The organism is Streptomyces griseoviridis, from assembly GCF_005222485.1.
Lineage (GTDB): Bacteria > Actinomycetota > Actinomycetes > Streptomycetales > Streptomycetaceae > Streptomyces > Streptomyces hintoniae.
Genome location: NZ_CP029078.1, coordinates 1,409,443 through 1,435,913, shown reverse-complemented (window position 1 = coordinate 1,435,913; position 26,471 = coordinate 1,409,443). Strand labels below are relative to the sequence as shown.

General features: G+C 72.5%; 25 protein-coding genes. 17 read left to right on the top strand and 8 right to left on the bottom strand.

What is annotated here, in order from left to right; all coding sequences use genetic code 11:
* Positions 1 to 31: 31 nt before the first annotated feature.
* The 7 genes from DDJ31_RS05360 (at position 32) to DDJ31_RS05330 (ending at position 6,876) form a co-directional block, all read left to right on the top strand.
* Complete coding sequence (locus DDJ31_RS05360) at positions 32 to 1,072, top strand: ABC transporter substrate-binding protein (protein ID WP_127181439.1); 1,041 nt, start codon at positions 32 to 34, stop codon at positions 1,070 to 1,072.
* Positions 1,069 to 2,082 (top strand): FecCD family ABC transporter permease, encoded by a 1,014-nt coding sequence (locus DDJ31_RS05355; protein WP_127181440.1) that lies wholly within the window; start codon positions 1,069 to 1,071, stop codon positions 2,080 to 2,082. The genes DDJ31_RS05360 and DDJ31_RS05355 overlap by 4 nt, the downstream gene beginning before the upstream one ends.
* Positions 2,079 to 2,867 (top strand): ABC transporter ATP-binding protein, encoded by a 789-nt coding sequence (locus DDJ31_RS05350; RefSeq protein WP_127181441.1) that lies wholly within the window; start codon positions 2,079 to 2,081, stop codon positions 2,865 to 2,867. The genes DDJ31_RS05355 and DDJ31_RS05350 overlap by 4 nt, the downstream gene beginning before the upstream one ends.
* An 88-nt stretch (positions 2,868 to 2,955) precedes the next feature.
* On the top strand, positions 2,956 to 3,093 hold the full coding sequence (locus tag DDJ31_RS05345) for a hypothetical protein (RefSeq protein ID WP_164785037.1): 138 nt from the start codon (positions 2,956 to 2,958) through the stop codon (positions 3,091 to 3,093).
* Positions 3,094 to 3,196: 103 nt separating this feature from the next.
* Entirely contained in the window at positions 3,197 to 4,264 is a 1,068-nt protein-coding gene (locus DDJ31_RS39630; protein WP_127181442.1) for a bifunctional class I SAM-dependent methyltransferase/NUDIX hydrolase, read from the top strand.
* 246 nt (positions 4,265 to 4,510) lie between these two features.
* Positions 4,511 to 5,566, top strand: a complete 1,056-nt coding sequence (locus DDJ31_RS05335; RefSeq protein WP_127181443.1) for an alpha/beta hydrolase — start codon at positions 4,511 to 4,513, stop codon at positions 5,564 to 5,566.
* 404 nt (positions 5,567 to 5,970) lie between these two features.
* Positions 5,971 to 6,876, top strand: a complete 906-nt coding sequence (locus tag DDJ31_RS05330) for an aminoglycoside phosphotransferase family protein (RefSeq protein ID WP_206280723.1) — start codon at positions 5,971 to 5,973, stop codon at positions 6,874 to 6,876.
* A gap of 72 nt (positions 6,877 to 6,948) precedes the next feature.
* Here DDJ31_RS05330 and DDJ31_RS05325 read toward each other — a convergent pair whose 3' ends face one another.
* A complete protein-coding gene (locus tag DDJ31_RS05325; RefSeq protein WP_127181444.1) occupies positions 6,949 to 7,593 on the bottom strand; it encodes a dihydrofolate reductase family protein in 645 nt (214 codons plus the stop codon).
* Positions 7,594 to 7,762: 169 nt separating this feature from the next.
* Between DDJ31_RS05325 and DDJ31_RS05320 the strand changes: the two genes are divergently transcribed.
* A complete protein-coding gene (locus tag DDJ31_RS05320; protein ID WP_127181445.1) occupies positions 7,763 to 8,323 on the top strand; it encodes an isochorismatase family protein in 561 nt (186 codons plus the stop codon).
* 331 nt (positions 8,324 to 8,654) lie between these two features.
* On the opposite strand, the gene DDJ31_RS05315 is transcribed toward DDJ31_RS05320, so the two are convergent.
* Positions 8,655 to 9,263 (bottom strand): TetR/AcrR family transcriptional regulator, encoded by a 609-nt coding sequence (locus DDJ31_RS05315; RefSeq protein ID WP_127181446.1) that lies wholly within the window; start codon positions 9,261 to 9,263, stop codon positions 8,655 to 8,657.
* A gap of 83 nt (positions 9,264 to 9,346) precedes the next feature.
* Here DDJ31_RS05315 and DDJ31_RS05310 point away from each other — a divergent pair, with 83 nt between their 5' ends.
* Positions 9,347 to 10,276: an SDR family oxidoreductase gene (locus DDJ31_RS05310; protein ID WP_127181447.1), complete on the top strand. Its 930-nt coding sequence runs from the start codon at positions 9,347 to 9,349 to the stop codon at positions 10,274 to 10,276.
* 448 nt (positions 10,277 to 10,724) lie between these two features.
* Positions 10,725 to 11,816: a LacI family DNA-binding transcriptional regulator gene (locus DDJ31_RS05305; protein WP_127181448.1), complete on the top strand. Its 1,092-nt coding sequence runs from the start codon at positions 10,725 to 10,727 to the stop codon at positions 11,814 to 11,816.
* A gap of 123 nt (positions 11,817 to 11,939) precedes the next feature.
* Here DDJ31_RS05305 and DDJ31_RS05300 read toward each other — a convergent pair whose 3' ends face one another.
* Together DDJ31_RS05300 and DDJ31_RS05295 are read right to left on the bottom strand one after the other, a co-directional pair.
* The gene (locus DDJ31_RS05300) at positions 11,940 to 12,578 is read right to left on the bottom strand and encodes an AAA family ATPase (protein WP_240678269.1); all 639 of its coding nucleotides are present in this window, start codon (positions 12,576 to 12,578) and stop codon (positions 11,940 to 11,942) included.
* A 119-nt stretch (positions 12,579 to 12,697) separates the two neighbouring features.
* Entirely contained in the window at positions 12,698 to 13,888 is a 1,191-nt protein-coding gene (locus tag DDJ31_RS05295; protein ID WP_127181449.1) for an MFS transporter, read from the bottom strand.
* A 78-nt stretch (positions 13,889 to 13,966) separates the two neighbouring features.
* On the opposite strand from DDJ31_RS05295, the gene DDJ31_RS05290 reads away from it, so the two are divergent.
* Positions 13,967 to 14,356 (top strand): MerR family transcriptional regulator, encoded by a 390-nt coding sequence (locus DDJ31_RS05290; protein WP_127181450.1) that lies wholly within the window; start codon positions 13,967 to 13,969, stop codon positions 14,354 to 14,356.
* Positions 14,357 to 14,421: 65 nt separating this feature from the next.
* On the opposite strand, the gene DDJ31_RS05285 is transcribed toward DDJ31_RS05290, so the two are convergent.
* On the bottom strand, positions 14,422 to 15,390 hold the full coding sequence (locus tag DDJ31_RS05285) for an acetylxylan esterase (protein WP_127181451.1): 969 nt from the start codon (positions 15,388 to 15,390) through the stop codon (positions 14,422 to 14,424).
* A 670-nt stretch (positions 15,391 to 16,060) separates the two neighbouring features.
* Here DDJ31_RS05285 and DDJ31_RS05280 point away from each other — a divergent pair.
* The 5 genes from DDJ31_RS05280 (at position 16,061) to DDJ31_RS05260 (ending at position 22,098) form a co-directional block, all read left to right on the top strand.
* Complete coding sequence (locus DDJ31_RS05280; RefSeq protein WP_127181452.1) at positions 16,061 to 17,305, top strand: sugar ABC transporter substrate-binding protein; 1,245 nt, start codon at positions 16,061 to 16,063, stop codon at positions 17,303 to 17,305.
* 12 nt (positions 17,306 to 17,317) lie between these two features.
* Positions 17,318 to 18,295 carry a carbohydrate ABC transporter permease gene (locus DDJ31_RS05275; RefSeq protein ID WP_127181453.1) on the top strand — a complete coding sequence of 326 codons (978 nt, stop codon included), beginning with the start codon at positions 17,318 to 17,320 and terminating at the stop codon, positions 18,293 to 18,295.
* The gene (locus DDJ31_RS05270; protein WP_127181454.1) at positions 18,292 to 19,161 is read left to right on the top strand and encodes a carbohydrate ABC transporter permease; all 870 of its coding nucleotides are present in this window, start codon (positions 18,292 to 18,294) and stop codon (positions 19,159 to 19,161) included. Before DDJ31_RS05275 ends, DDJ31_RS05270 begins: the two co-directional genes overlap by 4 nt.
* A 119-nt stretch (positions 19,162 to 19,280) precedes the next feature.
* Positions 19,281 to 20,474, top strand: a complete 1,194-nt coding sequence (locus DDJ31_RS05265) for a glycoside hydrolase family 1 protein (protein WP_127181455.1) — start codon at positions 19,281 to 19,283, stop codon at positions 20,472 to 20,474.
* A gap of 208 nt (positions 20,475 to 20,682) precedes the next feature.
* Positions 20,683 to 22,098: a glucoamylase family protein gene (locus DDJ31_RS05260; protein ID WP_127181456.1), complete on the top strand. Its 1,416-nt coding sequence runs from the start codon at positions 20,683 to 20,685 to the stop codon at positions 22,096 to 22,098.
* On the opposite strand, the gene DDJ31_RS05255 is transcribed toward DDJ31_RS05260, so the two are convergent.
* Entirely contained in the window at positions 22,095 to 22,496 is a 402-nt protein-coding gene (locus DDJ31_RS05255) for a MerR family transcriptional regulator (RefSeq protein ID WP_127182942.1), read from the bottom strand. The two genes, DDJ31_RS05260 and DDJ31_RS05255, sit on opposite strands and share 4 nt — an antisense overlap.
* 293 nt (positions 22,497 to 22,789) lie before the next feature.
* Here DDJ31_RS05255 and DDJ31_RS05250 point away from each other — a divergent pair, with 293 nt between their 5' ends.
* Positions 22,790 to 24,295 carry a SulP family inorganic anion transporter gene (locus DDJ31_RS05250; RefSeq protein WP_127181457.1) on the top strand — a complete coding sequence of 502 codons (1,506 nt, stop codon included), beginning with the start codon at positions 22,790 to 22,792 and terminating at the stop codon, positions 24,293 to 24,295.
* Positions 24,296 to 24,350: 55 nt separating this feature from the next.
* Here the strand turns inward: DDJ31_RS05250 and DDJ31_RS05245 are convergent, their stop codons facing one another.
* Both DDJ31_RS05245 and DDJ31_RS05240 read right to left on the bottom strand, forming a co-directional pair.
* Positions 24,351 to 25,406, bottom strand: coding sequence for a FecCD family ABC transporter permease (locus tag DDJ31_RS05245; RefSeq protein ID WP_127181458.1), 1,056 nt, complete (start codon positions 25,404 to 25,406; stop codon positions 24,351 to 24,353).
* Entirely contained in the window at positions 25,403 to 26,455 is a 1,053-nt protein-coding gene (locus tag DDJ31_RS05240; RefSeq protein ID WP_127181459.1) for a FecCD family ABC transporter permease, read from the bottom strand. The genes DDJ31_RS05245 and DDJ31_RS05240 overlap by 4 nt, the downstream gene beginning before the upstream one ends.
* Positions 26,456 to 26,471: the final 16 nt, after the last annotated feature.

Genomic DNA, 26,471 nt, shown 5'->3' with positions numbered 1-26,471 from the left:
CGTACAGAGCCCCGACCACCGAGGCATACCCGTGCTCCGTTCCACCCGCCGCCTCGCGGCGCTCCTGCTCGCCCCCGCCTTCCTGCTCACCGCGTGCGGCGGCTCGGCCGACAGCACGGCGGAGGCCGACAGGACGTCCGCCGCCGGCTACCCCCTCACCCTCGACAACTGCGGGACCGAGGTCACCGTCACCGCGGCCCCCGAGCACGCGGTCTCCCTCAACCAGGGCACCACCGAGATCCTGCTCTCCCTCGGCCTCGCCGACCGGATGGCCGGCACCGCCACCTGGACCGACCCGGTGCTCGGGAGCCTGGAGAAGGCCAACGCGGGCGTGCCGAGGCTGGCCGAGAACAACCCGTCCTTCGAGAAGGTCCTGGACGCGAGCCCCGACTTCGTCACCGCCTCCTTCGTCTCCACCCTCGGCAAGGGCGGTGTCGCCAGCCGGGCGCAGTTCGAGAAGCTCGGCGTGCCCACCTACGTCTCGCCCTCCGACTGCTCCGAGGGCAAGGACAACGACACCGGCGGCGACGGCTCCCGCAGCAAGCCCCTCACCCTCGACGCCGTCTACGGCGAGATACGCGACCTCGCCCGCGTCTTCGGCGTCGAGCAGCGCGGCGAGGCCCTGGTGACGCGTCTCAAGTCGCGCGTCACCGCCGCCACCGAGGGGCTGGACGCCTCGGACGTCTCCCTCATGTACTGGTTCGCCAACTCGCAGTCGCCCTACCTGGCCGGCTGCTGCGGCGCCCCCGGCGCCATCACCCGCGCGGTCGGCGCGCGGAACGCCTTCGCCGACACCCACGACGAGTGGCCCCAGATCAACTGGGAGACCGTCGCCGACCGCGACCCCGACGTCATCGTCATCGGCGACCTGACCCGCAAGCAGCAGACCGCCGAGACCGCCCAGGCCAAGATCCGCTTCCTGGAGACCAACCCGGCCACCCGCAACCTCACCGCCGTCAAGAAGAAGCGATTCATCAGCCTCAGCGGCCAGGCCATGAACCCGTCCATCCGCACCGTCGACGGGATCGAGCAGGTCTCCTCCGCCCTGCGGGCGTTCGGGCTCGTCACGTGAGAACGCGCCTGGTCCTGCTCTCGCTCGGCGGCCTCGCCGCGCTCCTCACGTCGATCGCCTTCGCCGTCACCATCGGCCCCGCCGCCATCTCCACCGCCGACGTGTGGACGGCCGTCGCCGCCCACCTCGGCCTCGGCGACAGCACGCTCACCCCCCTGCGCGACGGCATCGTCTGGGACCTGCGGATGCCCCGCACCCTGCTCGCCGCCGTGTGCGGCGCGGGGCTCGCGGTCTGCGGCGCCGTCATGCAGTCCCTGCTGCGCAACCCGCTCGCCGACCCGTTCGTCCTCGGCGTCTCCTCCGGCGCCTCCACCGGCGCCGTCGCCGTCGTCGTGCTCGGCGTCGGCGGCGGAGCGATCTCGCTCTCCGCGGGCGCCTTCCTCGGCGCGCTGCTCTCCTTCGGCCTGGTCCTGCTGCTCAGCCACATCCTCGGCGGCAGCACCGACCGGGTGGTGCTCTCCGGGGTCGCCGCGATGCAACTCTTCTCGGCGCTCACCTCGTTCACCGTTCTGACCTCGGCCGACGCCGAGACCACCCGGGGCGTCCTGTTCTGGCTGCTCGGCTCGCTCACCGGCGCCGACTGGGGCCAGGTCGCGCTCTGCGCCGCCGTCCTCGCCGTCGCGCTCGCGGTCTGCCTCGGCCACGCCCGCACCCTCGACGCCTTCGCGTTCGGCGCGGAGGCCGCCGCCGGACTCGGCGTCCATGTCGCCAGGACCCGGCTGGTCCTGCTCTCCGTGACGGCGCTGCTGACCGCCGTCCTGGTCAGCTGCGCCGGCGCGATCGGCTTCGTCGGCCTGGTGCTGCCGCACGCCACCCGCGCGCTGACCGGCTCGGGCCACGCCCGTCTGCTGCCGGTCACCGCGCTGACCGGCGCCGTCTTCCTGGTGTGGGTGGACACCGCCGCCCGTACCGTCCTCGACCCCCAGGAGGTCCCGGTGGGCGTGGTGACGTCCCTCATCGGCGTGCCCGCCTTCGTCGCCGTGCTCTACCGCGGCCGGAGCAAGGCGTGAGCGGCCTCGGCGCGGACCGCGTCGTGCGCCGCGTCGACGGCCGGGTCATCGTCGACGGTGTGACACTCGCCGTCGACGCGGGGGAGACCGTCGGACTCCTCGGCCCCAACGGCTCGGGCAAGTCCACGCTGCTGCGGATGCTGGCCGGTGTCCTCGCGCCGAGCGCCGGGGTCGTCACCCTGGACGGGCGCCCGCTGCCCGAGGTCGGCCGCCGGGCCACCGCCCGCCGCGTCGCCACGGTCGAACAGCACGCGCACACCCAGACGGAGCTGACCGTCAGGGACGTCGTCGCCCTCGGCCGCATCCCGCACCGGCGGGCGTGGACACCGGCGTCGGAGGCGGACGCCCGCGCGGTCACCGAGGCGCTGGACCGCACCGGACTGACCGGGCTGGCCGACAGGTCCTGGCACACCCTGTCCGGCGGCGAACGCCAACGCGCCCAGATCGCCCGCGCGTTGGCCCAGGAACCCCGCGAACTCCTCCTCGACGAGCCGACCAACCACCTCGACATCCAGCACCAGTTGGACCTGCTCGACCTGGTCGCCGGCCTCCCCGTCACGACGGTCGTCGCCCTGCACGACCTCAACCTCGCGGCGATGTACTGCGACCGCCTGCTGATCCTGCGCACCGGCCGCGTCACGGCGGAGGGCACTCCGGGCGAGGTCCTGACCCCGGAACTGATCGCCGAGGTGTACGGGGTACGGGCGGAGGTGACGCACGGGCCGGGGTATCCGGTGATTCGGTTCGTGCGGGGGGTGACGGGGGTGGGGGCGGGGGTTCGTTGAGGGTGTGGGGGACGGTGGAGGTGGCGGCGGTCGGGGGTTCGCTGAGGCTGTGGGGAGCGCGGAGGAGGCGGCGGGGTTTGCTGCGGCTGTGGGAACGGTGGAGGCGGCGGCCGGGGGTTCGCTGAGGGTGTGGGGGACGGCGGAGTTGGCGGGGCTCCTCGTCGGCCCGGCCGACGGCGGCTCCGCGCACGCCGGGCGGCTCTACAGTGAGCCCGGGTGGGAGTGAACGCCGGGCTCCGACGGCCCGCGGGGCAACTCTCCTGCCGGGCACCGGGTCGCGGCCGACGTCCACCCGAGTCCGGTCGAGGAGAGCAGAGGAGCGGCGCCGAGTGACCACCACCCCGTCCGACACCCCGTCCGACCCGTGGTCCGCGCACTACGCGGACGGCAAGGAGTTCTCGCCGCTCGGTGACGCCGAGCGGCGGCTGCTCGCGCGGCACGTTCCGGCCCCCGAGGGCGGACGCGCCCTGGACGTCGGCTGCGGGCTGGGCGAACTGGCCAGGTTCCTCGCCGAGTCCGGCTACCAGGTCGACGCGGTCGACTTCGCGCCCACGGCCCTGGACCGCGCCAGGGCCGACCACCCGGAGACCGAGGGCGTCCGCTACCACGTCCACGACATCGAACGCGATCCGGCGGACCAACTCCCGCACACCGCGTACGACGTGATCACCCTCCGGCTGAGCTGGGCCTTCGTCGGCGACCGCACCCGCGTCCTGAACCGGCTCCGTGAACGGCTGCGCCCCGGCGGCGTCCTGTGCGTGATCACGCCTGTCGCGGACACGGCCCCGGAGGATCGGCCGGGCATCGCCCTCGACGAGGCGGAGATCGACCTGCTCCGCGCGGGCTGGACGAGCGCCGACCGGCACGACGCGGACGGACTCGCCGTCCTGCTCCTGAGCGGCCCGGTGCCCGCGCGCGCCACCTGCGCGGACAAGGGCAAGCCGGCCCCGCACGCCCTCACCGGCGCGGGTGTCGTCGTCACGGACCACCGGGGGCGGGTGCTGCTCGGCTGGTCGGTACGCGGGGTCTGGGAGCTGCCGGGCGGCAAGAACGCGGCGGACGAGGACTTCCGGGAAGCCGCCGTGCGGGAGCTGGAGGAGGAGACAGGGCTTGTCGCGGACGCGTCCGACGCGCTGATCAGGGCCTTCCTCATGGACTCGACGCACGGCATGCCGCGTCTGACGGCCGCCGTCCGGGTCACCGCCCACACCGGTGAACCGACGGTGACAGAGCCGCACTTGATCCGCCGCTGGGAGTGGCACGAGGTCGCCGACCTGCCCGCGCTCGCGCAGCCCCTGTTCACGCCGAGCGCGCATGTCATCGACACGTTCTGGCCTGGCCTGCTGGCCGACGTGCCCCCGGTCCACCGCTACCCGGTCGCGCCCGAGGCACACTGACGGCGGGCCAGCCCGCCATCGCCGGGGGAGTGTCCCGTCTCCCGTCCGGGGGCGGGACTCGGCCCGGTGGAGTAGGGCATGGTGCGCGACCTGGCGGGGCGCCGCAGAGTGAGGGGTGCGGACGACGGAGCACAGGACCCGGCACGGAGGCGGTGATCGTGGGGTGAACGGAGGGCTGGGGACGCTCCGGACGTGGCGGATGCCTGGGACGCCCCCGGCACCTCGGCTGCTTCGAAGGGGCGGCCCGTGAGTCTGACAGGGACGCCGTTCTTCGTCCTGCTGATCGTGGTCACCGTCCTGTGCGTGGCCGCGACGCTGCTGCTGTGGTCGCGGCTCAGAGGTCCGCAGGCGCTGCGCTGGCTGCTCAGGTTCCTGATGATCGCGCTGTGCCAGCTCACCGCGATCTCGGTGGTGGCGACCTGGATGAACGACGACTACGGCCTCTACTCCTCCTGGAACGACCTGCTGGGCGAGGACGACGGAGCCGTCTCCATGGTCGGCCCCCCGGCCGACCGCGCCACGTTCAGCCGAGGCGACGCGGGCACCCTGGACACCTACTTCCGCGGCCGGCGCTCCCGGATGGCCGGCCAGGTGATCGTCTGGACGCCCCCGCAGTACGAGGAGGCGAAGTACCGGCACACCCGCTTCCCGGTCGTACTGCTGCTGCACGGGGTGCCGGGCAGCCCGGCGTCCTGGCTGGAGCACGGGGGCATGCCGGGGGACTTCCGGCAGCTCATGGAGGCCGGGACCAGCCACCCTTTCATCCTCGCGATGCCGGTGGTCGACCCGGGCGGCGTCAACACCGACTGCACCGACCAGCGTGAGGGGAAGGTCGCCACCTGGATCGCGCGGGACGTTACGGAACTGCTCAGCCACAAGTTCCGTACCCTCCCGGGCCCCAAGGGCTGGGGGCTGATGGGGTTCTCCACGGGCGGTTTCTGCGCGGTCCGCCTCCCGCTTGCCTACCCGGACGTCTTCGGCACGGGCGCCGCCCTCGACCCGGACCCGCTCAGCGGCGACCCCACGGTGATCACCGACGCGAAGTCCCGCGAGCAGACCAGCCCGACGTACATGGTGAGACACACCAAGGCGTCGGTCGACCTGTTCCTTGCCACGTCGGCCGAGGACCAGGACAGCCCGCCGCGCCGACTGCGCGAGTTCCAACGGGCCGCCGCGGGCACGAACGTCACGACGCGGGTGATGGTGCTGCCCACCGGCGGCCACAACTACAACACGTGGACGAGGCTGTACCCACCGGCGTTCAGCTTCCTGAGCCGACACACGACGCCGCCCGGGAGGTGAGGCCGCGCGGGTCTGCCGGTGAGATCGATGGTCCGACTGTCCCTGGCCTGGGACCGCGTCGCCTGCCCGGTCAGTGAACCGCGTTCTCCGTGACCGGGGTTCCGTCGGCCGTTGGACGTCGCGCCGTGGCGGGGGATCGCAGGACGACGGTGGCGGCGGCGTCGTGGTGGGCGCGCAGGGCGCCCCAGGCGGGCTGGGAGAGCCGCGCGGTGTCGTGGAGTTCGTCGACGGCGGCCAGTGGTGAGGGGCGGCGGTCGGGGTGGCCGGGGCAGTCTGTCGGTCGGGATGCCCCGCCGGTCCGGATGTCCGGTCGGTTCGGGTGTCCGGTCGGTTCGGATGTCGAGGCATGGCGGTGCCCCGGCAAACAGGTTGCCGGCGAAGGTCGGGGCGCGGATGCTTCCCCCGTGACGATGCACCCCGACCAACTGACCGTGGCACCCGAGACGGTGCGCGCCCTGCTGGACCGCCAGTTCCCCGAGTGGCGGGACCTGCCGGTCAGAGGCGTCACCGGGGCGGGGACCGCCAACGCCGTCTTCCGGGTCGGCGACCGGCTCGCGGCCCGCTTCCCCCTGGAGCCCGCCGACGTCGAGTCGACGCGGCACCGGCTGGAGGCCGAGGCGGACGCGGCCCGTGCGCTGGTGGACGGCACCCGTTTCGCGACGCCCGAGCCGATCGCGCTCGGTGGACCCGGGGCGGGCTATCCGCTTCCGTGGTCGGTGCAGACCTGGCTTCCCGGGAACGTGGCCGCCGACGACGACCCGGGCGCGTCGTTCGCGTTCGCGGGCGACCTGGCCGACCTCATCGAAGACCTGCGCGCGATCGACACCCGGGGCCGCACGTTCACCGGCACGGGCCGTGGTGGCGACCTGCGGTCCCATGACGCCTGGATGGAGACCTGTCTCAGAAACAGCGAACGACTCCTCGACGTGCCCCGGCTCCGCCGCCTCTGGTCGGCGCTGCGCGAGCTGCCGCGAGGCACGGCCGATGACGTCACCACCCACGGCGATCTCATCCCCGGCAACCTGCTGGTGGCCGACGGCCGGCTCACGGGCGTCCTCGACGTCGGCGGCGCCGGGCCCGCCGACCCCTCCCTCGACCTCGTCGGCGCGTGGCACCTGCTGGAGACCGGGCCGCGCCAGGCGCTCCGCGACCGCCTGGGCGGCGACGACCTCGCATGGGAGCGGGGCAGGGCGTGGGCCTTCGTCCAGGCGATGGGGCTGGTCTGGTACTACGTCCAGAGCAACCCGGTCATGAGCCGAACGGGCCGCCGCACCCTGGAACGCGTCCTCGCGGACGGAACGCCCACGTGACCAGTCCGTCCCGACGCCCCTCCGCGGCCCCGGTCTCCGCCGCGTTCCCGGGGCCGGGTCAGGGGAGGGTGGTCACTTTCGCCAGAACAGGTGGTGGGTCACCCCGCTCGGGCTGGGAACGACGTCCAGGTTGAAGCGGTCAAGCAGTTCGTCGGGGGACTCCCAGAGGCGTACTCCTGACCCGAACTTCATCGGCGAGACCACCACGTGCAGGGTGTCGACGAGATCCGCGTCGAGGAACTCCCTGATGGTGGTGGCCCCGCCGCCGAGGCGGACGTCCTTGCCCCCCGCCGCCTCCTTGGCCCGATCGAGGACCGTGGCGGGGTCGTCCGAGACGAAGTGGAAGGTGGTGTCGGAAAGTGTCAGCGACGGACGTTGGTGATGGGTCATGACGAACACCGGCGTGTGGAACGGGGGTTCGTCACCCCACCAGCCCTGCCACTCGTGGTCCTGCCAGGGCCCGCGCTGCGGACCGAACTTGTTGCGGCCCATGATCTCGGCGCCGATACCGCGCGCGTAGTCCCGCACGAGATAGTCGTCCAGGCCCCTGCTCCCGCCGGGTTCGGTGCGCATGGGCCAGCTGGCCGTGGCACCGGCCCAGGCGAACAGCTTCTCCGGCTCGACATGGCCGAACGGCCTCTCCAGGGTCTGGTCCTCACCGGCACCGATGCCGTCACTCGACACATTGAAGTTCTGGACTTTCAACAGCTGAGTCACGTGGTCCTCCTCCTGCGATGGGTGCTCACCAATGGTGAGACTCTCAGAGCGAGGCGGACTCATCGGTGATGCGGCGCTGATCCGATCAACGGTTTCGACGGTCGGCCCGTTGTCAGTGGGTGGGGCTACCGTGCGGGGGTGTACGAACCAGCATGAGTTAGGGGAGACCATGACCACCCTGGAGAACCGGCCGAACACCGCGCTCCTCGTCGTCGACGTGCAGAAGGGCGTCGTCGGAGGGGCCCACCAGCGCGACGCGGTCGTCGCGAACGTCGCCGGACTCGTCGAGCGGGCCCGGCGGGAAGAGGTCCCGGTCGTCTGGGTCCAGCACTCCGACGAGGGGCTCACGAGAGGGAGCGACGACTGGCGGATCGTCCCGGAGCTGACTCCGGGGGACGCCGAGCCGCTCGTCGAGAAGAGCTACGGCGACTCCTTCGAGGACACCGCCCTGGAGACCGTCCTGTCGAAGCTCGGCACGGGCCGGCTCGTCGTCGTCGGCGCGGAGACCGACGCGTGCATCCGCTCGACGCTGCACGGCGCGTTCACCAGGGGCTACGACGTGACCCTGGTCGGCGACGCGCACACGGCGGGCGACAAGACGGCCTGGGGCGCGCCGCCGGTGGAGCAGGTCATCGCGCACACGAACCTGTACTGGAGCTTCCAGGCCGCGCCGGGGCGGACGGCCGGGGTGGTCGCGGCGGCCGACGTCGTCTTCGGCGGCGCGTCCTGACGACGTGAGTCACGCCCCGCGGGCCGACGGGGGCGCGGGGCGACGCGTGGCCGACCGTGGGGGTACGGGTCGACTAGCGCGCGCCACGGTCCTGCGCGGCTGCTCAGCCCCCACGCGGTCCGGTCACTGAGGATCCCAGACCGCGCGAGCGACGACCCCCTACCTGGTTACCTGGGGACCTCCGTACCAACGGTTACCTGGGGATCCCTGTACGAACGGTCACGTGGGGACCTCCGTACCAACGCACCCCTGTACCTGTGCACCTGGCACCAGGCACCTGTTCGAGGCCGTCCGCCGCATCGAGGTCATGCCCTGTGCGGCGGCCGGACGGTCATCCTGGCGACGACGGCGATCCGGCGCCCTCCCGGGCGGATCGGTCGGCGCCGATCACCGTTCTCAGCTCGTGCAGTGAGTCGCGCATCAGCTCGGCGAGGGTCCGTTCCTCGCCGTCCGCGATCCAGCGTTCGAAGCCGATCCTGAAGACGGCCATGCCCGCCTCCGCGGTCAGGCTCGCCGCCGGTTCCGGCACCCCCCGGCCGCGCAGCGTCTCGGCGACCGCCGCCGACAGGGACGCCAGTTTGATCAGCTCGCGCTCCCGCAGCTCCGCGTTGGCCCCTATGACGGCCTGCCGCTGCCGCGCGAAGGTCCTGCGGTCGGTGAACGGCCCGGCGGCCGCGTCGAGTCCGGCCGCCATCGCGTCGATCGGGGCGGCCGATCCGGGGGCCTGCGAGACCCCCGCCACGAACAGATCCCGCAGCTCACCCGAGCCGTCGAACAGCACCTCGCGCTTGTCGGCGTAGTGCCGGAAGAAGGTCCGTTCCGTCAGCCCCGCCCGCCTGGCGATCTCCGCCACCGTCGTCTGCTCGTACCCGCGCTCGCTGTAGAGCTCCAACGCGGCCTTCGCCAGGCGCTGGCGCGTGTTCGGCTCCCATCTGCCCATGACACAGATCCTACGTGACGACAGTCGCTGACATCAGTGCTACGTTTGATGACAGTCACTGACATCGATCGTTGGGGATTCTCATGCGTATCTTCGTGACCGGCGCGTCCGGCTGGATCGGCTCCGCTCTCGTGCCGGAACTCATCGACGGGGGACACCAGGTGGTGGGTCTCGCCCGCTCCGACGCCTCCGCCGCCGCGCTCACCGGGGCCGGCGCGGAGGTGGTCCGCGGCACCGTCGACGACCTTGACGTGCTGCGGACCGCGGCCGCCGGGTCCGACGCGGTGGTCCACCTCGCCTTCAAGCACGACATCGCCTTCTCCGGCGACTTCCAGGGCGCGTCCGACGCCGACCGCCGTGCCGTCGACGTCTTCGGCGACGTGCTGGCCGGCAGCGACCGGCCCTTCGTCATCGCCTCCGGCGTCGCCGGCCTCAAGTCGGGGCAACTGGCCACCGAGCGGGATCTGCCGGAGATCGACGGCTCGGCGCTGTCGGGCCGCGCCGCCACCTCCATGGCGGTGCTCGACCTCGCCTCCCGCGGGGTCCGCTCCTCCGTGGTGCGCCTCGCGCCCACCTGTCACGGCGACGGTGACAACGGCTTCATGGCGGCCCTCGTCGCCACCGCCCGCGAGAAGGGCGTCTCCGGCTATGTCGGCGACGGCGCCAACCGCTGGCCCGCCGTCCACCGCCTCGACGCGGCGCGGCTGTTCAGGCTGGCCGTCGAGAAGGCGCCCGCTGGGAGCGTGCTGCACGGTGTCGCGGAGGAGGGCGTTGCGATCCGCGAGGTCGCGGAGGTGGTCGGCCGCCACCTCGACGTTCCGGTGACGTCCGTAAGCCCCGAGGACGCACCCGGGCACTTCACCTGGTTGGCGGGGTTCGTCGGCCTCGACGCCCCGGTCTCCAGCGCCCTCACCCGCGAACTCCTCGACTGGAACCCGACCGGCCCTGGCCTCATCGAGGACCTGGACGAGGGCCACTACTTCCGGAAGGGCGCGGCGGAACCCACCGCCTGACCGGACGGGGCGCGGGGGCCCCGGGGCGGACGTCGGGTGTCGGACGCCGGACGCCGGACGCCGAACGCCCGACATCGGACATCGAATGTCGGAATCCTGGCGCCTGAAGCCGCGGCCCTGGCCCCGGCGCCCCGCACCCCTGGCCTTGCCTCTCGCTCGACGGGCGGGCACACCCGTGGCCGTCGCTCAACGGGCACCTCCGTGGCCGTGGCCCAACGGGCACCTCCGTGGCCGTCGCCCGACGCCCGCCCTCGTGGCCGTCAGGCGAAGGCCAATCCCGCTCCGGAGACCGCCACCCCCCGCCCTGTTGCCGCCGCGGAGACCGTCACCCACGCCCCTGTTGCCGCCCCGGTTGCCTCACCCACCTGCCCGGCCCTAGCATGAATGCGCTTTCATTCGCGCTCACGCATCACAGAACGGGGACCCGGTCCATGAATGGCGCCGCATCGTGAACGCCGCACCCACGGTGTACGACGTGGCCGAACGCTCCGGCGTTTCCATCGCCACCGTGTCCCGCGTCTACCGCAGTCCCGACTCCGTCAGGGCCGCCACCCGGGAACGGGTCCTCGCCGCGGCCCGCGAACTCGGCTATGTGCCCAGCGGTAACGCCCGCGGTCTCGCCAGCCGTTCCACAGGGGTCCTCGGCCTCTGCTTCCCCGACTACTCCGACCCGGACACCGTCGGGGCCGAGGACGACGACGCGGCGATGCTCTACTCCGACCAGATCATCCGGGGCATGGAGCGTGCCGCCCGCAGGCACGGCTACGCGCTGCTGATCGCCGCCTCGCTCGAAGGCGGTCCGGAGAACCTCGTCGCCAAGGTGGCCGGGCGCGTCGACGGGTTCGCCGTCCTCGCCCGCACCGTGCCGACCGAGGAGCTGGAGGTGATCTCCAGGCGCCGCCCCGTCGTCATGCTGGCCGGACCCCGCGCCCAGGACCCCTCCCTCGACCACCTGGACCATGTCGAGGTCGCCAACGAGGACGGCCAGTACCAGCTGACCCGCCACCTCCTCGACGACCACGGACTGCGCCGTCTCGCCTACGTCGGTCTCGCCGACGACTCCCCGGACGTCGAGGCCCGCTTCCGGGGCTTCCGGCGCGCCTGCCGGGAGGCGGGCGTGGAGACCGGTGACGAACCGGCGCTGCGGATGCCGATGATGACCCAGGCCGAGGGCGCGCACGCCGCCGACCTGCTGTGCGGGGGAGCCGGTGAGCGGCCCGAGGCGTTCGTCTTCGCCAACGACCAGATGGCCGTCGGCGCGCTCCAGGCCCTGGAACGGCGTGGCCTGCGGGTGCCGGACGACATCGTCGTCACCGGCTTCGACGGCATCCCGCTCAGCCGTCTGGTCCGCCCGGCCCTGACCACCGTGCGGCAGCCGATGGTGCGGCTGGGGGAGAAGGCCGTCGAGCTGCTGGTGAGGCGGCTGACCGGGGAGCGGGAGGCCGAGCCGGTCTCCCTGATGCTTCCGGTCGGCGTCGCCCGCCGGGCCAGCTGCGGCTGCGCCGACGAGGAGACGACCACCGGCTTCACGGACCTCTGACGGGGCGGGTCCTCTGACGGGACCGGTCGCCGGCGGTCCTGCGACCGTCCGCCCTCCCCAGCCGCCCGTCACTCCGCAGCGGCACGAAGGGCCGGAGCGCCACCTGTTCGCCGCAACGAGCTGTCACTGAACGGCGGTTGACCGTCCCACCATGTTCTGCAAGGCGGCTGCCGCGAGCACCGTGTCGGCCAGGTCTGCGGCGGACCGTCCGTCACCCGCGTCGATGCGATCCAGGCCCAGGCTGCCGAGGGCTTCGGTCATGAGGGTCTGGTAGCGCTCGGTGCGGGCCAGGAACTTGTCCATCAGGTGCTGTTCGTCGCCCGTGGCCGCTTCATAGTGGCCCGCCGCGTGAATGCGGGCGCGTAGGACGGTGTCGTCCGCGGTGAGCCACACGGCGGCCGTTCGCGGCACCCGCAGGCTCGCGACGCGGCGGGGCCAGAGCGCGGAACCCTCCAGGACCAGGCCCGTCCGGCCGCCGTTCTCGGCCGCGTGCGTCGTGATCAGATCTTCGATGCGGGGCCACAGTCGGTCGTAGTGGGCGAGAACGGACGTGATCAGTTCGTCGACCGTGAGTGATCCGTAGTGCTCGGCGACATGGGCCGGCACCTCCCACTCCGGGGTTCTCCAGGGCCGCCCGGGGTGCCGGGCCAGCCGGTCGGTGGTCAGGTACGCGAACCCGAGTCTCTCCGCCACGACCTGGGCGACGGTCGACTTCCCGACGTTCGACGTCCCGCCGATCAACACCACCCGCACCTCACGCACGCCGACGACTTTACCGATCCTTCCGGGACAGGGTCCGCAGCCGGTTCAGACAGCTGATGCGGCACGCCAGTTGGATCGTGTGCACGCCGACCTCCTCCGCGAGATGAGTGGACAGGGAGTCAGGTGGTGAAGGAGGCTCCGTGTCCGGCGTCCTTCGCCGGTGTGCGCTTCCGGGGCAGCACGAGACCGGTCAGGGTCAGTCCGATCAGGCTCAGTACCGCGCCCGCCAGGCCTGTCCAGCGCAGAGCGCCCGCGGCGACGAGTGCGCCGCCGATGACCGAGCCGGCTGCGGCGCCAAGGTTGAAGGCGCCCACGTTGACCGAGACCGCCAGGTTCGGCGCGGCGCCCGCGTGGTGCAGGATCAGCCCTTGCAGCGGGGCGATGGTCGCGGTGGCGAGCAGGCCGAGCAGCAGGACCGCCGCCACGGCGGTGGGCTGCCGCACCACCGCGAACGGGACGAGCAGGAGCGTTCCCGTCAACCCGCCGAAGATCCCGCGGACGGTGGCGTTCATCGCCCTGTCAGTCAGCTTTCCGGCGGCGAGGTTGCCGAGGAAACCCCCTGCACCGTAGGCGAGCAGCAGACCGGAGACCGCCGTGGCGGAGAAGCCGGAGACGCGGGTCAGCAGCGGGGCGATGTAGGTGAACACCGTGGCGACCCCGGCGAAGCCCACCGCGGTGGTGGCGATGGCGAGCATGACCGGCCGGCGGGCCACCACGCGGAACTCGTCGCGCAGCCGGGTGGACGGCGCCTCCTGCCGGGGCAGTACGGCGGCCAGGAGCACGGTGCCCACCAGGGACAGAACGGTCAGTACGGTGAACGGCGCCCTCCATCCGGCTCCTTGCCCGAGCAGGGCCCCCAGGGGCACTCCGAGAAGGGTGGCCACGGTGAAGCCGGAGGCCACGGTGGCGATGGCTGAGCCCGTCTTCTCGGCCGGGACCACCCTGGTCGCCGTCACCAGCGCAAGCGCCAGGAACGCGGCGTGACTCAGTGAGGACACCACGCGGCCCACCATGAGCAGGCCGAACGACGGCGCCGTGGCGCTGATCGCGCTGCCCGCCGCGAACAGCAGCATCAGCCCGATGGTGAGCCCCTTGCGCGGCAGACGTGAGGTCAGCAGTGCCATGAGCGGCCCGCCGACCACGACTCCGAGCGCGTACGCGGTCACCGCTTGTCCGGCGGTACCCACGGAGACGTTCAGATCTTCGCCGACCTGGGGCAGCAACCCGGCGATCAGGTACTCCGAGGTACCCACGACAAAGACGCTCGCGCACAGTGCGGCGAGCGTCGCGAAACCGTTGTTCACCGTCATGCGGCAGACGCTAAAGTCTCACATCGGTATGAGAGTCAAGCCGGGCGGTCACTGTCCCAGTGGCCATCAGGAGGCCCTGTGCGTATCGGTGAGTTGTCCCGGCGGACCGACGTGGCCGTCTACCTGTTGCGCTACTACGAGGAGCAGGGGCTGCTCCATCCGCAGCGTGGCGCCGGCGGTTACCGGGAGTACGTCGAAGAGGACGTCGCCATCGTCCGCCGTATCCGCAGCCTGCTGGCCGCAGGACTGGGCACCTCGACGATCAGCACGGTCCTGCCGTGCCTTCGGGACACCGGCGACCGCCTCGTCCCCACCTGTTCGGACCTGCTCGCCGACCTCCACCAGGAGCGTGACCGCATCGCTCAGGTCATCAGCGACCTTCAGGCTTCCATGAACGCGCTCGATGACGTCATCGCCGCGGCCCCGGCCGACGTCACCCGCCGGGCACTGGCCTCACTCGACATGTAGTCGAATCGACTCTCGGAACCCGGTCCCACTCACAGGCGGCGGATGCGGAGGCCGGGGCGCTCCTCTCAGAGCAGTTCCCTCCGGAAGAAGTCCCGCGTCGCCCGGTCCAGTGACCGTCGCTCCGACGCCTCCCCCTCCCACGCGAAGTGACCCGCCTCCAGGACCTCAAGGCGCCGTGGTCCGCCGAGCGCCCCGTACACCGCGAACTGGCCGGGCGGCGGTACCGCCGGGTCGAAGAGGGCGCAGGCCGCCAGGACCGGGACGCGTATCCGGGTGGCGGCCGTCGCCGCGTCGAAGTAGGCGAGCACCTCCACCGCCTCCGGATGCGCGCGGACGTGGTCGCGCACCGCCTCTCCGCTGCCGGTGCACGGCAGGGTCAGCCGCAGGGGATGGTTGCCGAACGTCGGGACGGTCAGCCGGGCCGCGCCGAAACGGTCGTCCCAGGGCAGGGCGAGGGCGCCGATCCCGCCGCCGAAGCTCTCGCCGAGGTAGCCGAGGCGCCCCTCCAGCGAGGGCACCAGTTCGAGCAGCGCCGACGCGGCGCCCCACAGCCCCGCCACGCAGTCGCCGAGGACGTACGTCTCGCGCGCGGCGATGCCGTGCAGGACGTGCTCCGCCGGGTCGGACGGCACGCCGGGCCGGACGCCGAGCGTCGGGAGGCCGGGCGCGATCGGGAGGATCGCCGCCGAGCCGGGCAGCGGGAGCGGCAGTTCGGCCCCGACGTCGGCGCGCCCGCCGTAGCCGTGGCCGATCACGAACCCGTGCTGTGCCCTGTCGTCGACCGGCAGCGCCAGCAGGGCGTGGCACCGGCCGCCGAGGGAGTCGTACGTCACCTCGTGGATCCGGTGCCCGTCCCGTTCCTCGACCGCGCGGACCAGACGCGGACGCGGGGGCACCCGTCGCGCCGCCGCCCGCAACGCCCGCCAGAAGACGTCGAAGTCGGCCGGGACGGGCGGGGCGCCCAAGGCCAGCAGGTCGTCCAGGGCGCGACCGTGGGTCGGGTCGAAGGCGAAGGCGTGGGGGAGCGGCGACATGCCGTGACTGTAGTCAGCCCTGGTGGTGAGCGCGGGCTGCGGTGTCGATCCCCCCGGCCGTCCATGTCCACGGCACCGATCCCCCTCGGCCAGCCATGTCCACGGCACCGATCCCCCCGGCCGTCCATGCCCACGGCACCGATCCCCCGGCTGTCCATGCCCACGACACCGATCACCCCAGACCCGCGCGGCACCGACCCCCTCACCGGCTCCCCGGCACCGATCCGCTCACCGACCCCCTGGCACCCCCCGGCCCCCCGGCACCGCCCCCCGGCACCCCCCGGCACCCCCCCGCGGGCGCCCGCACCGATCCCCCCGCGCCCCCCGGCCCCAATACCCCCGCCAAGCCAAGCCCACGGCGCCGTCCCCCTCACGCCCCATCCCCCCCGCGACCTCTCACGCCCCATCCCCCGCGACCTCGATCACAGTTCCTTTAGTTATGCATTCATCCGTTTTACGGTGCTGTCACACCGGTTATCGGCGGACGCCGTAGGTGTCGTCGGTGTCGTCGGAACGCGGCCTCGGTGGTGTCGAGGTCGTGTGTCGGATGTCCCGCTCGTTACGGGAGTGTGACCAAGACCCCCCTTGCCAGGTCCCGAAGTGCTGCAAGAGAGTGATGTATGCGCTTACAGACAGCGCATACATCCGGAAGCTCAAGGAGGAGCACGCCATGAACCGCGCCGCCGCAATCGGGTCGCTCGCCCTCACCCTGGCGTCTGCGCTCACCCTCACCGCCTGTGGCGGCTCGGGTGGTGCGGGCGTGGCAGCCGATGCCAAGCAGACCCTGACCGTCTGGGCCATGGGGACCGAGGGGGAGAAGCTCGGGGACGTCGCCAAGGCGTACCAGAAGTCCCACGCCAACATCACGGTCAAGGTCACCCCGATCGGCTGGGACGTCGCGCACCAGAAGCTGGTCGCCGCCGCTGCCGCCGGGAAGCTGCCCGACGTGGTCCAGATGGGCGGGAGCTACCTCGGCGAGTTCGCCGACATGGGCGTGCTGGAGCCGGTCGACACCAAGACCTTCGCCGAGGGCGACTTCTTCCCGGCCGCCTGGCAGCAGGGCACGTACGACGGCAAGGCCTACGGCGTGCCCTGGTACGTCGACACGCGCGTGCTGTTCTACCGCACCGACCTCGCGAAGAAGGCCGGCATCGACAAGGCCCCGGCGACCATGGCCGAGTTGCAGCGCGACGCCGAGGCGTACCGGACCAAGGCCGGCACCAAGTGGGGGCTGTCCATCCAGCCCGGCGGCCTGGACACCGTGCAGAGCTTCTACCCGTTCCTGTACTCGGCCGGCGGCGCCATCCTCGACCAGGACGGCAAGGCCGCCGTGAACTCTGCCGCCGCCGTCAAGGCGCTGGAGAACTACGGCAGTTACTTCAAGAAGAACCTGAGCGAGAAGTCCGTGCGGCCCGGCTACGACGTCACCAAGGACTTCAACACCGGCGCCGTGCCGATGTTCTTCGGCGGTCCCTGGCTCACCAGCCTCCTCGACGACAACTACCCGGGCCTCAAGGGCAAGTGGGCCGTCGCCCCGGTCCCCGCCGACCAGGCGTCCGTCTCCATGGCGGGCGGCTCGAGCCTCGCGATCTCCGCGGACAGCGACCACAAGGCCGCCGCCAAGGAGTTCGTCGCCTCCCTCACCGACGCCAAGGGCCAGTCCGACTGGTTCGAGCGCACCAACGACCTGCCCGCCAACACGGGCGCCTGGAAGTCCGGCACGCTCGCCACCGACCCCGCCATGAAGATCTGGCGCACCCAGATGGACACCGCGAAGTCGACGCCCGCCCAGCCCAAGCTGACCGAGATCACCTCCAAGGTGGACACCGCCATCGAGTCGGTCACCCAGGGCAAGTCCACCGCGAAGGCCGCCCTGGACAAGGCCCAGTCCGAGATCGACGGCCTCGTCCAGTAGGAGCAGCCCCTCATGTCCCTCACGACAGGACCGGCCGCGTCCGCCGCGGCCGTCGACAAGAGCCCGCGCGGCGGCGGGAGTTCCGGGTCGGCCCGGCGCCCCCGCCGCTCGCTCAGCCGGCACAACCTGACCGGATGGCTGTTCTCCACGCCGTTCCTGGTGCTGTTCGGCGTCTTCATGCTCTTCCCGATCGTCGCCACGCTCCTGATGAGCTTCACCGACTTCGGGGCCCGTGACGTCACCCGCCCGCTGGAGGCGGACTTCGTCGGCCTGGACAACTACACCCGGCTGTTCCAGGACGACAAGTTCCTCACCTCCCTCTTCAACACCGCCTACTTCGTGGTCGTCGGCGTCCCCGCGACCATCGTCCTCGGACTCCTCGCGGCGGTCCTGCTCAACAACGGCATCGACCGGGCCCGTACCGTCTTCCGGATCGGTTTCTACGCTCCGGTCGTCACGACGATCGTCGCGGTGGCCGTCGTCTGGCGGTTCGTGCTCGACCCGTCCGACGGTCTGATCGCCTCGCTCGCCTCCGAAGTGGGCCTGACCGCACCGGACTTCCTCGGCTCGGAGACCTGGGCGATGCCGTCCCTGATCGCCATGGCCGTCTGGCGCAACCTCGGCACCGTCATGGTGCTGTGCATCGCCGGGCTCCAGGCGATCCCCGCCGAGGTCCGCGAGGCCGCCCGCCTCGACGGGGCGAGCGGCTGGCAGGAACTGCGCCGCGTCACCGTCCCGTTGCTGCGGCCGACGCTGCTGTACGCCACCGTCATCACCACCATCGGTTACCTCAACGTCTTCGAGGAACCGTTCGTGATGACCCAGGGCGGCCCCTCCGACGCCACCCTCACCGTCTCCCTCGACATGTACCGGGAAGGCTTCAACTTCTTCCACATGGGCTACGCCAGCGCGATGGCGTACGTCCTGTTCGTCGTGATCATGGGCATCACGGTGCTCCAGCTCCGCCTGCTGAAGGACAACACCCGATGACCGCCGAGACGGCCGCCACGGCCCACCGCCCCCGGCGCTCCGGACGGACGCGCAGACCGCTGCTCTACATCGTCGCCTCGCTCGGGCTCCTGGTGATGTCCGCGCCGTTCCTGTGGATGGCGCTGTCCGCCTTCAAGACCAAGGAGGACCTCACCTCGACCACGCCGGTGTGGATCCCCTCCCGGTGGACGCTGGAGAACTTCACCGCGCTGCTCGACCAGCTCGACATGCCGCAGTACTTCCTCAACTCGCTGATCGTGGCCGTCCTGGTGACCGTCAGCAACCTGCTGTTCTGCTCGATGCTCGGCTACGCGCTGGCCAAGCTCGACTTCAGCGGGCGCTCCAAGGTCTTCGGACTCGTGCTCGCCGCCCTGATGGTCCCGGGCAACCTGATGATCCTGCCGCTGTACGTGCTGATGAACGGCCTCGGTCTGATCGACACCTACGCGGGCCTGGTCCTGCCGTTCGCGGCCGGCGCGTTCGGGGTGTTCCTGATGCGGCAGTTCATGCTGTCGGTGCCCGACGAACTCCTCGAAGCGGCCCGCCTCGACGGCGCGGGGGAGTGGTACATCTTCTGGCGGATCGTGATGCCGCTGGTCAAGCCGGCCCTCGCGACGCTGACGATCTTCACCTTCCTCGGCTCGTGGAACAACTTCATCTGGCCCCTGATCGCCACCAACGACCCCGGCAAGTACACCCTGCCGGTGGCGCTCGCGACCTTCGCCAACGATCCCAACCGCACGGTCGGCGGCGGCAACGGCATGCTGATGGCCGGCTCCCTGCTCGTCGTGCTGCCGGTCCTGGCCGTCTTCGCCGTCCTGCAACGGCACTTCACCCAGGGCATCGCCACCGCGGGCCTCAAGTAGCGGCTCCGGACGGCGTCCACGCCCCCTCGGCGTGACCGCGCCGTCCGGCATGCCCCCCCGCCCACGTTTCCGCACTCCACGTGTCCCCCCGCACCCCCACCAGAAAGACGCGAAGAACGATGACGCAGACCACCCGCTTCCCCGACGGCTTCCTGTGGGGCGCCTCCACCGCCGGTCACCAGATCGAGGGCAACAACGTCAACAGCGACTGGTGGCGCAAGGAGCACGACCCGGCGGCCGGTATCGAGGAGCCCAGCCTCGACGCCTGCGACAGCTACCACCGCTGGGAGCAGGACATGGACCTGCTCGCCGAACTCGGCTTCACCGACTACCGGTTCGGCATCGAGTGGTCCCGCATCGAGCCCGCCCCCGGCCACTTCTCGCGCGCCGAGATCGCCCACTACCGGCGGATGGTCGACGGCGCCCTCGCCCGCGGCCTGCGCCCCATGGTCACCCTGCACCACTTCACCGTCCCGCAGTGGTTCGAGGACCTCGGCGGCTGGACCGCCGACGGCGCCGTCGACCTGTTCGCCCGCTACGTCGACCGGTGCGCGCCGATCATCGCCGACGGCGTCCGGCACGTGTGCACCATCAACGAGCCGAACATGATCGCCGTGATGGCCGGTGCCGCGAAGGCGGGCAACCAGGGCTTCCCGCCCGCCGGACTGCCCACCCCGGACGAGGAGACCACCCACGCGGTGATCGCCGCGCACCACGCGGCCGTCAAGACGGTCCGCGCCAACCACCCCGACATCCAGGTCGGCTGGACCATCGCCAACCAGGTCTACCAGGCCCTCCCCGGCGCCGAGCAGACCACCGCCGCGTACCGGTACCCGCGCGAGGACGTCTTCATCGAGGCCGCCCGCGGTGACGACTGGATCGGCGTGCAGTCCTACACCCGCACCAAGATCGCCCCGAACGGCCCGGTCCCGGCCCCCGCCGACGTGGAGCGCACCCTCACCCAGTGGGAGTACTACCCGACCGCCGTCGGCCACGCCCTGCGCCACACCGCCGACCTCATCGGCGACGACGTCCCGCTGATCGTCACCGAGAACGGCATCGCCACCGCCGACGACCGCCGCCGCGTCGACTACTACACCGGCGCCCTCGGCGAGGTCGCCGCCGCCATCGAGGACGGCCTCAACGTCCAGGGCTACCTGGCGTGGAGCGCGCTGGACAACTACGAATGGGGCTCCTTCGCGCCGACGTTCGGCCTGATCGCCGTCGACCCGACGACGTTCGAGCGCACCGCGAAGCCGTCCGCCGTGTGGCTCGGCGGCCTCGGCAGGGAGCGCGCGCTGCCCCGCCGCTGACCTCCCACGAGGGCTGCCGCCCGGTCCTCACCAGACCGCGGGAGCCGGCCGGTCCCTGACCCCGGTCGGCTCCCGCCACCGTCCCCCGGCGTCCGCGCAACCCCGCGGCCCCCCGTTGCCCGTTGCCCGTTGCCCCACCGCACTACGGCACCACCCATCACGGCACCCGCACCTCCCGTCCGCCCCCTCGCGCAGGAGTCCGCACCGTATGAACCGTCGTAGCTTTCTGACCGCGACCACCGCCACCGCCGCCGCGCTCACCGCCGCCACCTCCCTCCCGGCCGCCGCCGCGTCCGCTCCGCGGCCCGAGGCCGAACAGCGCCTGCTGCGGGCCTGGTTCGCCGCCACCCACCGCTCGATGCAGGCCATGACGACCGAACTCGGCCTGGCCACCGACAAGATCGACGTCAGCGGCGGCACGCCGGTGCCGTCCACCCAGACCTCGCCCACCAACATCGGCTGCGGCCTCTGGTCCACGGTCGCCGCGGCCGGTCTCGGGGTCATCTCGGGGACGGCCATGCACCGCGCGCTCAGCCGCGCGGTCGCCGCCGTCGAACGGCTGGAGCGCGCCCACGGGTTCTGGTTCAACTGGTACGACGCGCACGACGGTTCACTCCTCACGGCGTGGCCCGAGACCGGCGACCCGGTGCGCCCGTTCCTGTCCACCGTCGACAACGCGTGGCTGGTGACCGGGTTGCGGATCGCCGCCGACGCCGATCCCCTGCTGCGGCCCAGGATCGCGGCGCTGCTCGCCGACGCCGACTGGTCCTACTTCTACACGCCCTACGACCCGGCCGACCCGGTCGCGGGACCCGGGCAGCTCAGGGGCGGCTACTGGCCGGACAAGCCGGGCCGGGGCGAGCCCACCGCCCATCACTACGGTGCCCTCAACACCGAGCCCCGGATGGCCAGTTACCTCGGCATCGCGGACGGTTCGCTGCCCGCCGAGCACTACTGGCACCTGCTGCGCACCCTGCTGCCCGGCATGGGCCAGGAGCAGGAGCCGGGGGGCGGGTACGTGACGATCGACGGGGTGCGGGTCTGGGAGGGGCACTACACCTACCGCGGCCGCAAGCTCGTGCCCACCTGGGGCGGTTCGATGTTCGAGGCGCTGATGGTGCCGCTGTTCGTGCCGGAGAGCACCTGGTCGCCGGGCTCCTGGGGCACCACGCACCGGCGGTACGTCCGCAGCCAGATCGAGCACGGAGTCGCCGAGGAGGGGTACGGCTTCTGGGGTTTCTCCCCGGCCTCGGTCCCGGACGGCGGCTACCGCGAGTACGGCGTCGACGGCATCGGCATGCAGGAGGACGGCTACCACTCGCTCGGCGTGGTCACCCCGCACGCCTCCTTCCTCGCCCTGCCGCAGGCCCCGGCCGAGGCGCTGGCCAATCTGCGCGGACTCGACCGCGCCTTCGGCGCCTACGACGACCGCTACGGCTTCCGCGACTCGGTGGACGTCACCACGGGCCGGGTCAGCGATGTCGTCCTGGCGCTGGACCAGGGCATGATCACGGCGGCGCTGGCCCAGCGGCTGCGCCCAGGACTGCTCCAGGGCCCGTTCCGCGGCGGCGGGTTCGCGGGCCGGGTCCGTCCGCTGCTGGCGAGGGAGCGGTTCTCGCTCTAGCCGTCCCTGGGATCTTCGTCGGCCGGGCCGGGGAGGCGTGCGCTCAGTCGGGCCGCGAACTCCTCGGCCCGCGCCAGTCGCACCCGCAGGTCAGCCACCCGCTGCTTGGCGGCGGCCTCGAAGTCCCGCAGCCGCGCGACGAGTTCGGCCTGTTCCCCGGGTGTGGTACCGCCCGCGTCGAGCCGGTCGGTGGTCTCCAGCAGGGAGCGCATCTCGTCCAGTGTGAACCCCAGCGGCTTCATCCTGCGGATGATCATCAGGCGGGCCACGTCGGCCTCGGTGTAGAGGCGGAAGCCGCCCTGCGAGCGCGCGGAGGGGACCACCAGGCCGGCCTCCTCGTAGTGCCGGATGGTCCGCAGGGACAGCTCGGTCCGCGCGGCGACCTCGCCGATCTGCATGTGCTTGCCGTCCACGTGCCTGTCCCGGCCTCTCTCGCTGCGGGCGGGGCCGGGACCAGGTGCCGCCCGGCCCGCCGATCCCTACCCTAACGTTAGGGTAGGGTTGACGGCGTCGCGGGCCGCCGCCCGCCGCCGTGCCGGGGCCGACGCCGCCCCCGGCGAGGTCTCCGCGGCCCCGGTCCCGTGCCGCTTCCTCCCCTCCCTCGCGCGGTCCTTGCCCCGTTCCCGCGTGCGGTCCTCCGCGCCCGCCCCGCCCCTGGGGCCCGCCCGACCATGAACAGGTAGCCGTTCCGTTGTCCTTCCCCGCTCTCTCCCCCGTCGCCCGGCTGCGCGGGTCGGCCCCCGACTGGCTGCGTGATCCGGCCGTCTGGCGCACCGAGGTGCTGGCCGGTCTGGTGGTCGCGCTCGCGCTGATCCCGGAGGCGATCTCGTTCTCCGTCATCGCCGGCGTCGACCCCGCGATCGGCCTGTTCGCCTCCTTCACCATGGCCGTCACCATCGCGATCGTCGGCGGACGCCGGGCGATGATCTCCGCCGCCACCGGCGCCGTCGCCCTGGTGATCGCGCCCGTGAACCGGGAGCACGGCTTCGGGTACCTGGTCGCGACCGTGATCCTGGCCGGTGTCCTGCAGATCGTCCTGGGCGCGCTGGGCGTGGCGAGGCTGATGCGGTTCGTGCCGCGCGCGGTGATGGTCGGCTTCGTCAACTCCCTGGCCATCCTCATCTTCATGGCGCAGCTGCCCGAGCTGACCCATGTCCCGTGGCCGGTCTACCCGTTGCTCGCGGCCGGTCTCGCGCTGATGGTGTTCTTCCCGAGGCTCACCTCGGTGGTGCCCGCGCCGCTGGTGTCGATCGTGGTGCTCACCGTCGTCACGCTGGCGGCCGGGATCGCCGTGCCGACCGTCGGTGACAAGGGCGACCTGCCGTCCGCGCTGCCGACGCCCGGTCTGCCGGACGTGCCGTTCACCCTGGACACCCTGACCACGATCGCCCCGTACGCGCTGGCGATGGCGCTGGTCGGGCTGATGGAGTCGCTGATGACGGCGCAGCTGGTCGACGACCTCACCGACACCCGGTCGTCGAAGACCAGGGAGTCCGTCGGGCAGGGCGTCGCCAACATCGTCACCGGGTTCTTCGGCGGGATGGGCGGCTGCGCCATGATCGGCCAGACGATGATCAACGTGAAGGTGTCGGGCGCCCGCACCCGGCTGTCGACGTTCCTGGCGGGGGCGTTCCTGATGGTGCTGTGCGTGGTCTTCGGGCCGGTCGTCTCGGACATCCCGATGGCGGCGCTGGTCGCGGTGATGGTGATGGTGTCGTTCGCGACGTTCGACTGGCACTCGATCGCGCCGAGGACGCTGCGGCGCCTGCCCGCGGGGGAGATCGCCGTCATGGCCGTGACGGTGGTGTGCGTGGTCGCCACCCACAACCTGGCCGTCGGTGTCGTCGTCGGCTCGCTCACCGCCATGGCCGTCTTCGCCCGCCGGGTCGCCACGGTCGCCCGGGTCACCTCCGTCGTCGACCCGGACGGCGGCACGGTCGTCTACCGGGTGGTCGGCGAGCTTTTCTTCGCCTCCGCGAACGATCTGGCCGCCCGGTTCGACTACGCGGGCGACCCGGACCGGGTCGTCGTCGACCTATCCGCCGCCCATGTCTGGGACGCCTCGTCCGTGGCCGCCCTCGACGCGGTGGGGGAGCGGTACGCGCGGCGCGGCAAGAGCGTCGAGATCACCGGTCTGAACGAGGCGAGCGCCCGGCTGCACGAGCGGCTGAGCGACGCGGTGCCTGCCCGTCGGTGACCCCGGCCGGGCGCCCGCCTCCCCGGACCGGCAGAGGCGGGCGGGCCCGCACGGGTCACAGGGCCCCCTTGCGCCACTCGCGCACCAGCAGACTCCCCAGGTAGAGGCCGCCGATGCCCAGGGTCCAGATGCCCACGGGCAGGTCGGACAGGTAGGGGGAGCGCTGCGCGGCCAGGTCGGCGAGGGGCAGCAGCAGGGCGCCGGTGAGCGCGGACAGCGCCAGGTGCGGGCCGGTGGCGCCGGTCAGACGGCGGGCGATCTGCGGCGCCGTCAGGGCGATGAACGCGACCGGGCCCGCGGCGGCGACCGCGCCCGCCGAGAGGACCACGGAGAGCAGGACCGCCCGGCCCCTTGTCCGGCGCGGGCTGACCCCGAGGGCCTCCGCCGCCGTGTCGCCCATCTCGCTCAGGGCCAGCGGCCTGGCCAGCAGCACGGCGGCCGGGGCGGTCACGAGGAGCACCAGCCAGATCACCAGCGCGTCGTCCCAGGAGCGCGCGGTGAGGCTGCCGTTGAGGTAGGCGCTGAGGACGGTCGCCTGGTCGCGTTCGACGGCGTAGACGACGTACTGGGTGAGCGCGGTGGCCATGGCCGCGACCGCGATGCCCGCGACCACCAGGCGTCCCGGGTTGCGGAACCCGGTGCCGGTCGAGACGTACACCAGCAGGACGGCCGCGCAGGCGCCGGCCAGCGCGCCCAGGACCACGGGGACGCCGGCCGGCAGGAACAGCGCGACGAGCGCGGCGCCCGCGCCCGCGCCGGGGCCCACCCCGATCACGTCCGGGCTGCCGAGGGGGTTGCGGGTCACGCTCTGGAAGAGGGCGCCCGACACGCCGAGCGCGGCCCCGGCGGCGACCGCGACCGTCAGGCGCGGCCCGCGCAGCCGGTCGAGGACGAACGCGTCCACCCCGGTGGCGCCGCCCGACAGCGCGTCAGGCAGGTCGGCCAGGGCGATGCCGAGCCGTCCGGTGGTGAGGGTGGCGACGCAGACGGCGAGCGTCAGCAGGCCGAGGGCGGCGCCGGTCCACAGCACCCGGGGGCGGGTCAGCAGGGTGACCGCGGAGCCGATCCTGACGACCCGGGTGCGGGGTGCGGCGCGGTGCGTGGTCGTCATGAGGCGGCCTTCATGGTGCGGACGGCGAGCAGCAGGGCGGGGGCGCCGACGAAGGCCGTCACGACCCCGACCATCAGCTCCTGCGGGCGCAGCAGCAGCCGTCCCGCGACATCGGCGGCGAGCAGCAGGGTCGGTCCGACGAGGACGGCGAGCACCGTCTGGGCCCGCCGGTCGACGCCCGCCACGGCCCGCACGAGGTGCGGAACGGCCAGGCCCACGAAGGCGATCGGGCCGACGGCGGCGGTCGCGGCGGCGCTGAGCACGGTCGCCGTGAGGAGCCCGACGGCCTTGACCCGTCCAGGGCGCGCGCCGAGCCCCGCGGCCGAATCGTCGCCCAGGGCGAGGGCGTTGAGGCCGCGCCCGAGCGCGAGCGCGATCAGCAGCCCGCCGAGCACCAGCGGCAGCACGGTCAGCGCCGAGGCCATGGAGTGCCCGCCGAGTGCGCCCACCACCCAGTAGCGGTAACTGTCGAAGACCTGCGGCCTGCTGAGGGTCAGCGCCTGGATGTACGCGGTGAGGACGGCACTCAGGACGGCGCCCGCGAGCACCAGCCGCACCGGGCTCGCGGTGCCGCCCGCGGTGCCGATCACATGGACGGCGAGGCCGGTCAGCACCGCGCCGGGCAGCGCCCACAGCAGGACGGCGCCCTGGTCGCCCGCGAGGCCGAGGGCGGTGCCGGTGACGACGGCTGCCGCCGCCCCGGTGTTGATGCCGAGCAGGCCGGGTTCGGCGAGCGGGTTGCGGGCGACGGCCTGCATGAGAATGCCCGCGACGGCCAGCGCGGCGCCCGCGAGCAGCCCGAGGACGGTGCGCGGGTAGCGGCTCTCGACGACGGTGACCGCGTAGGCGTCGCCGTGGCCGCCCAGCGCGTCCCACACCTCCGTCGCGGACAGGGATTTGCTGCCGTACATGACGCTGGCGAAGCAGACCGCCGCGAGCGCCGCCAGGGCCGCGGGCAGCAGCGCCGCCAGCGGCCACCGGCGCACCCGCCGGGGCGCCCGTCCCCCGGGCGCGGTGCGGGGGACGGGCGCGGTGTCGGTGGTGGTCATGGGTGACTTCCGGCGT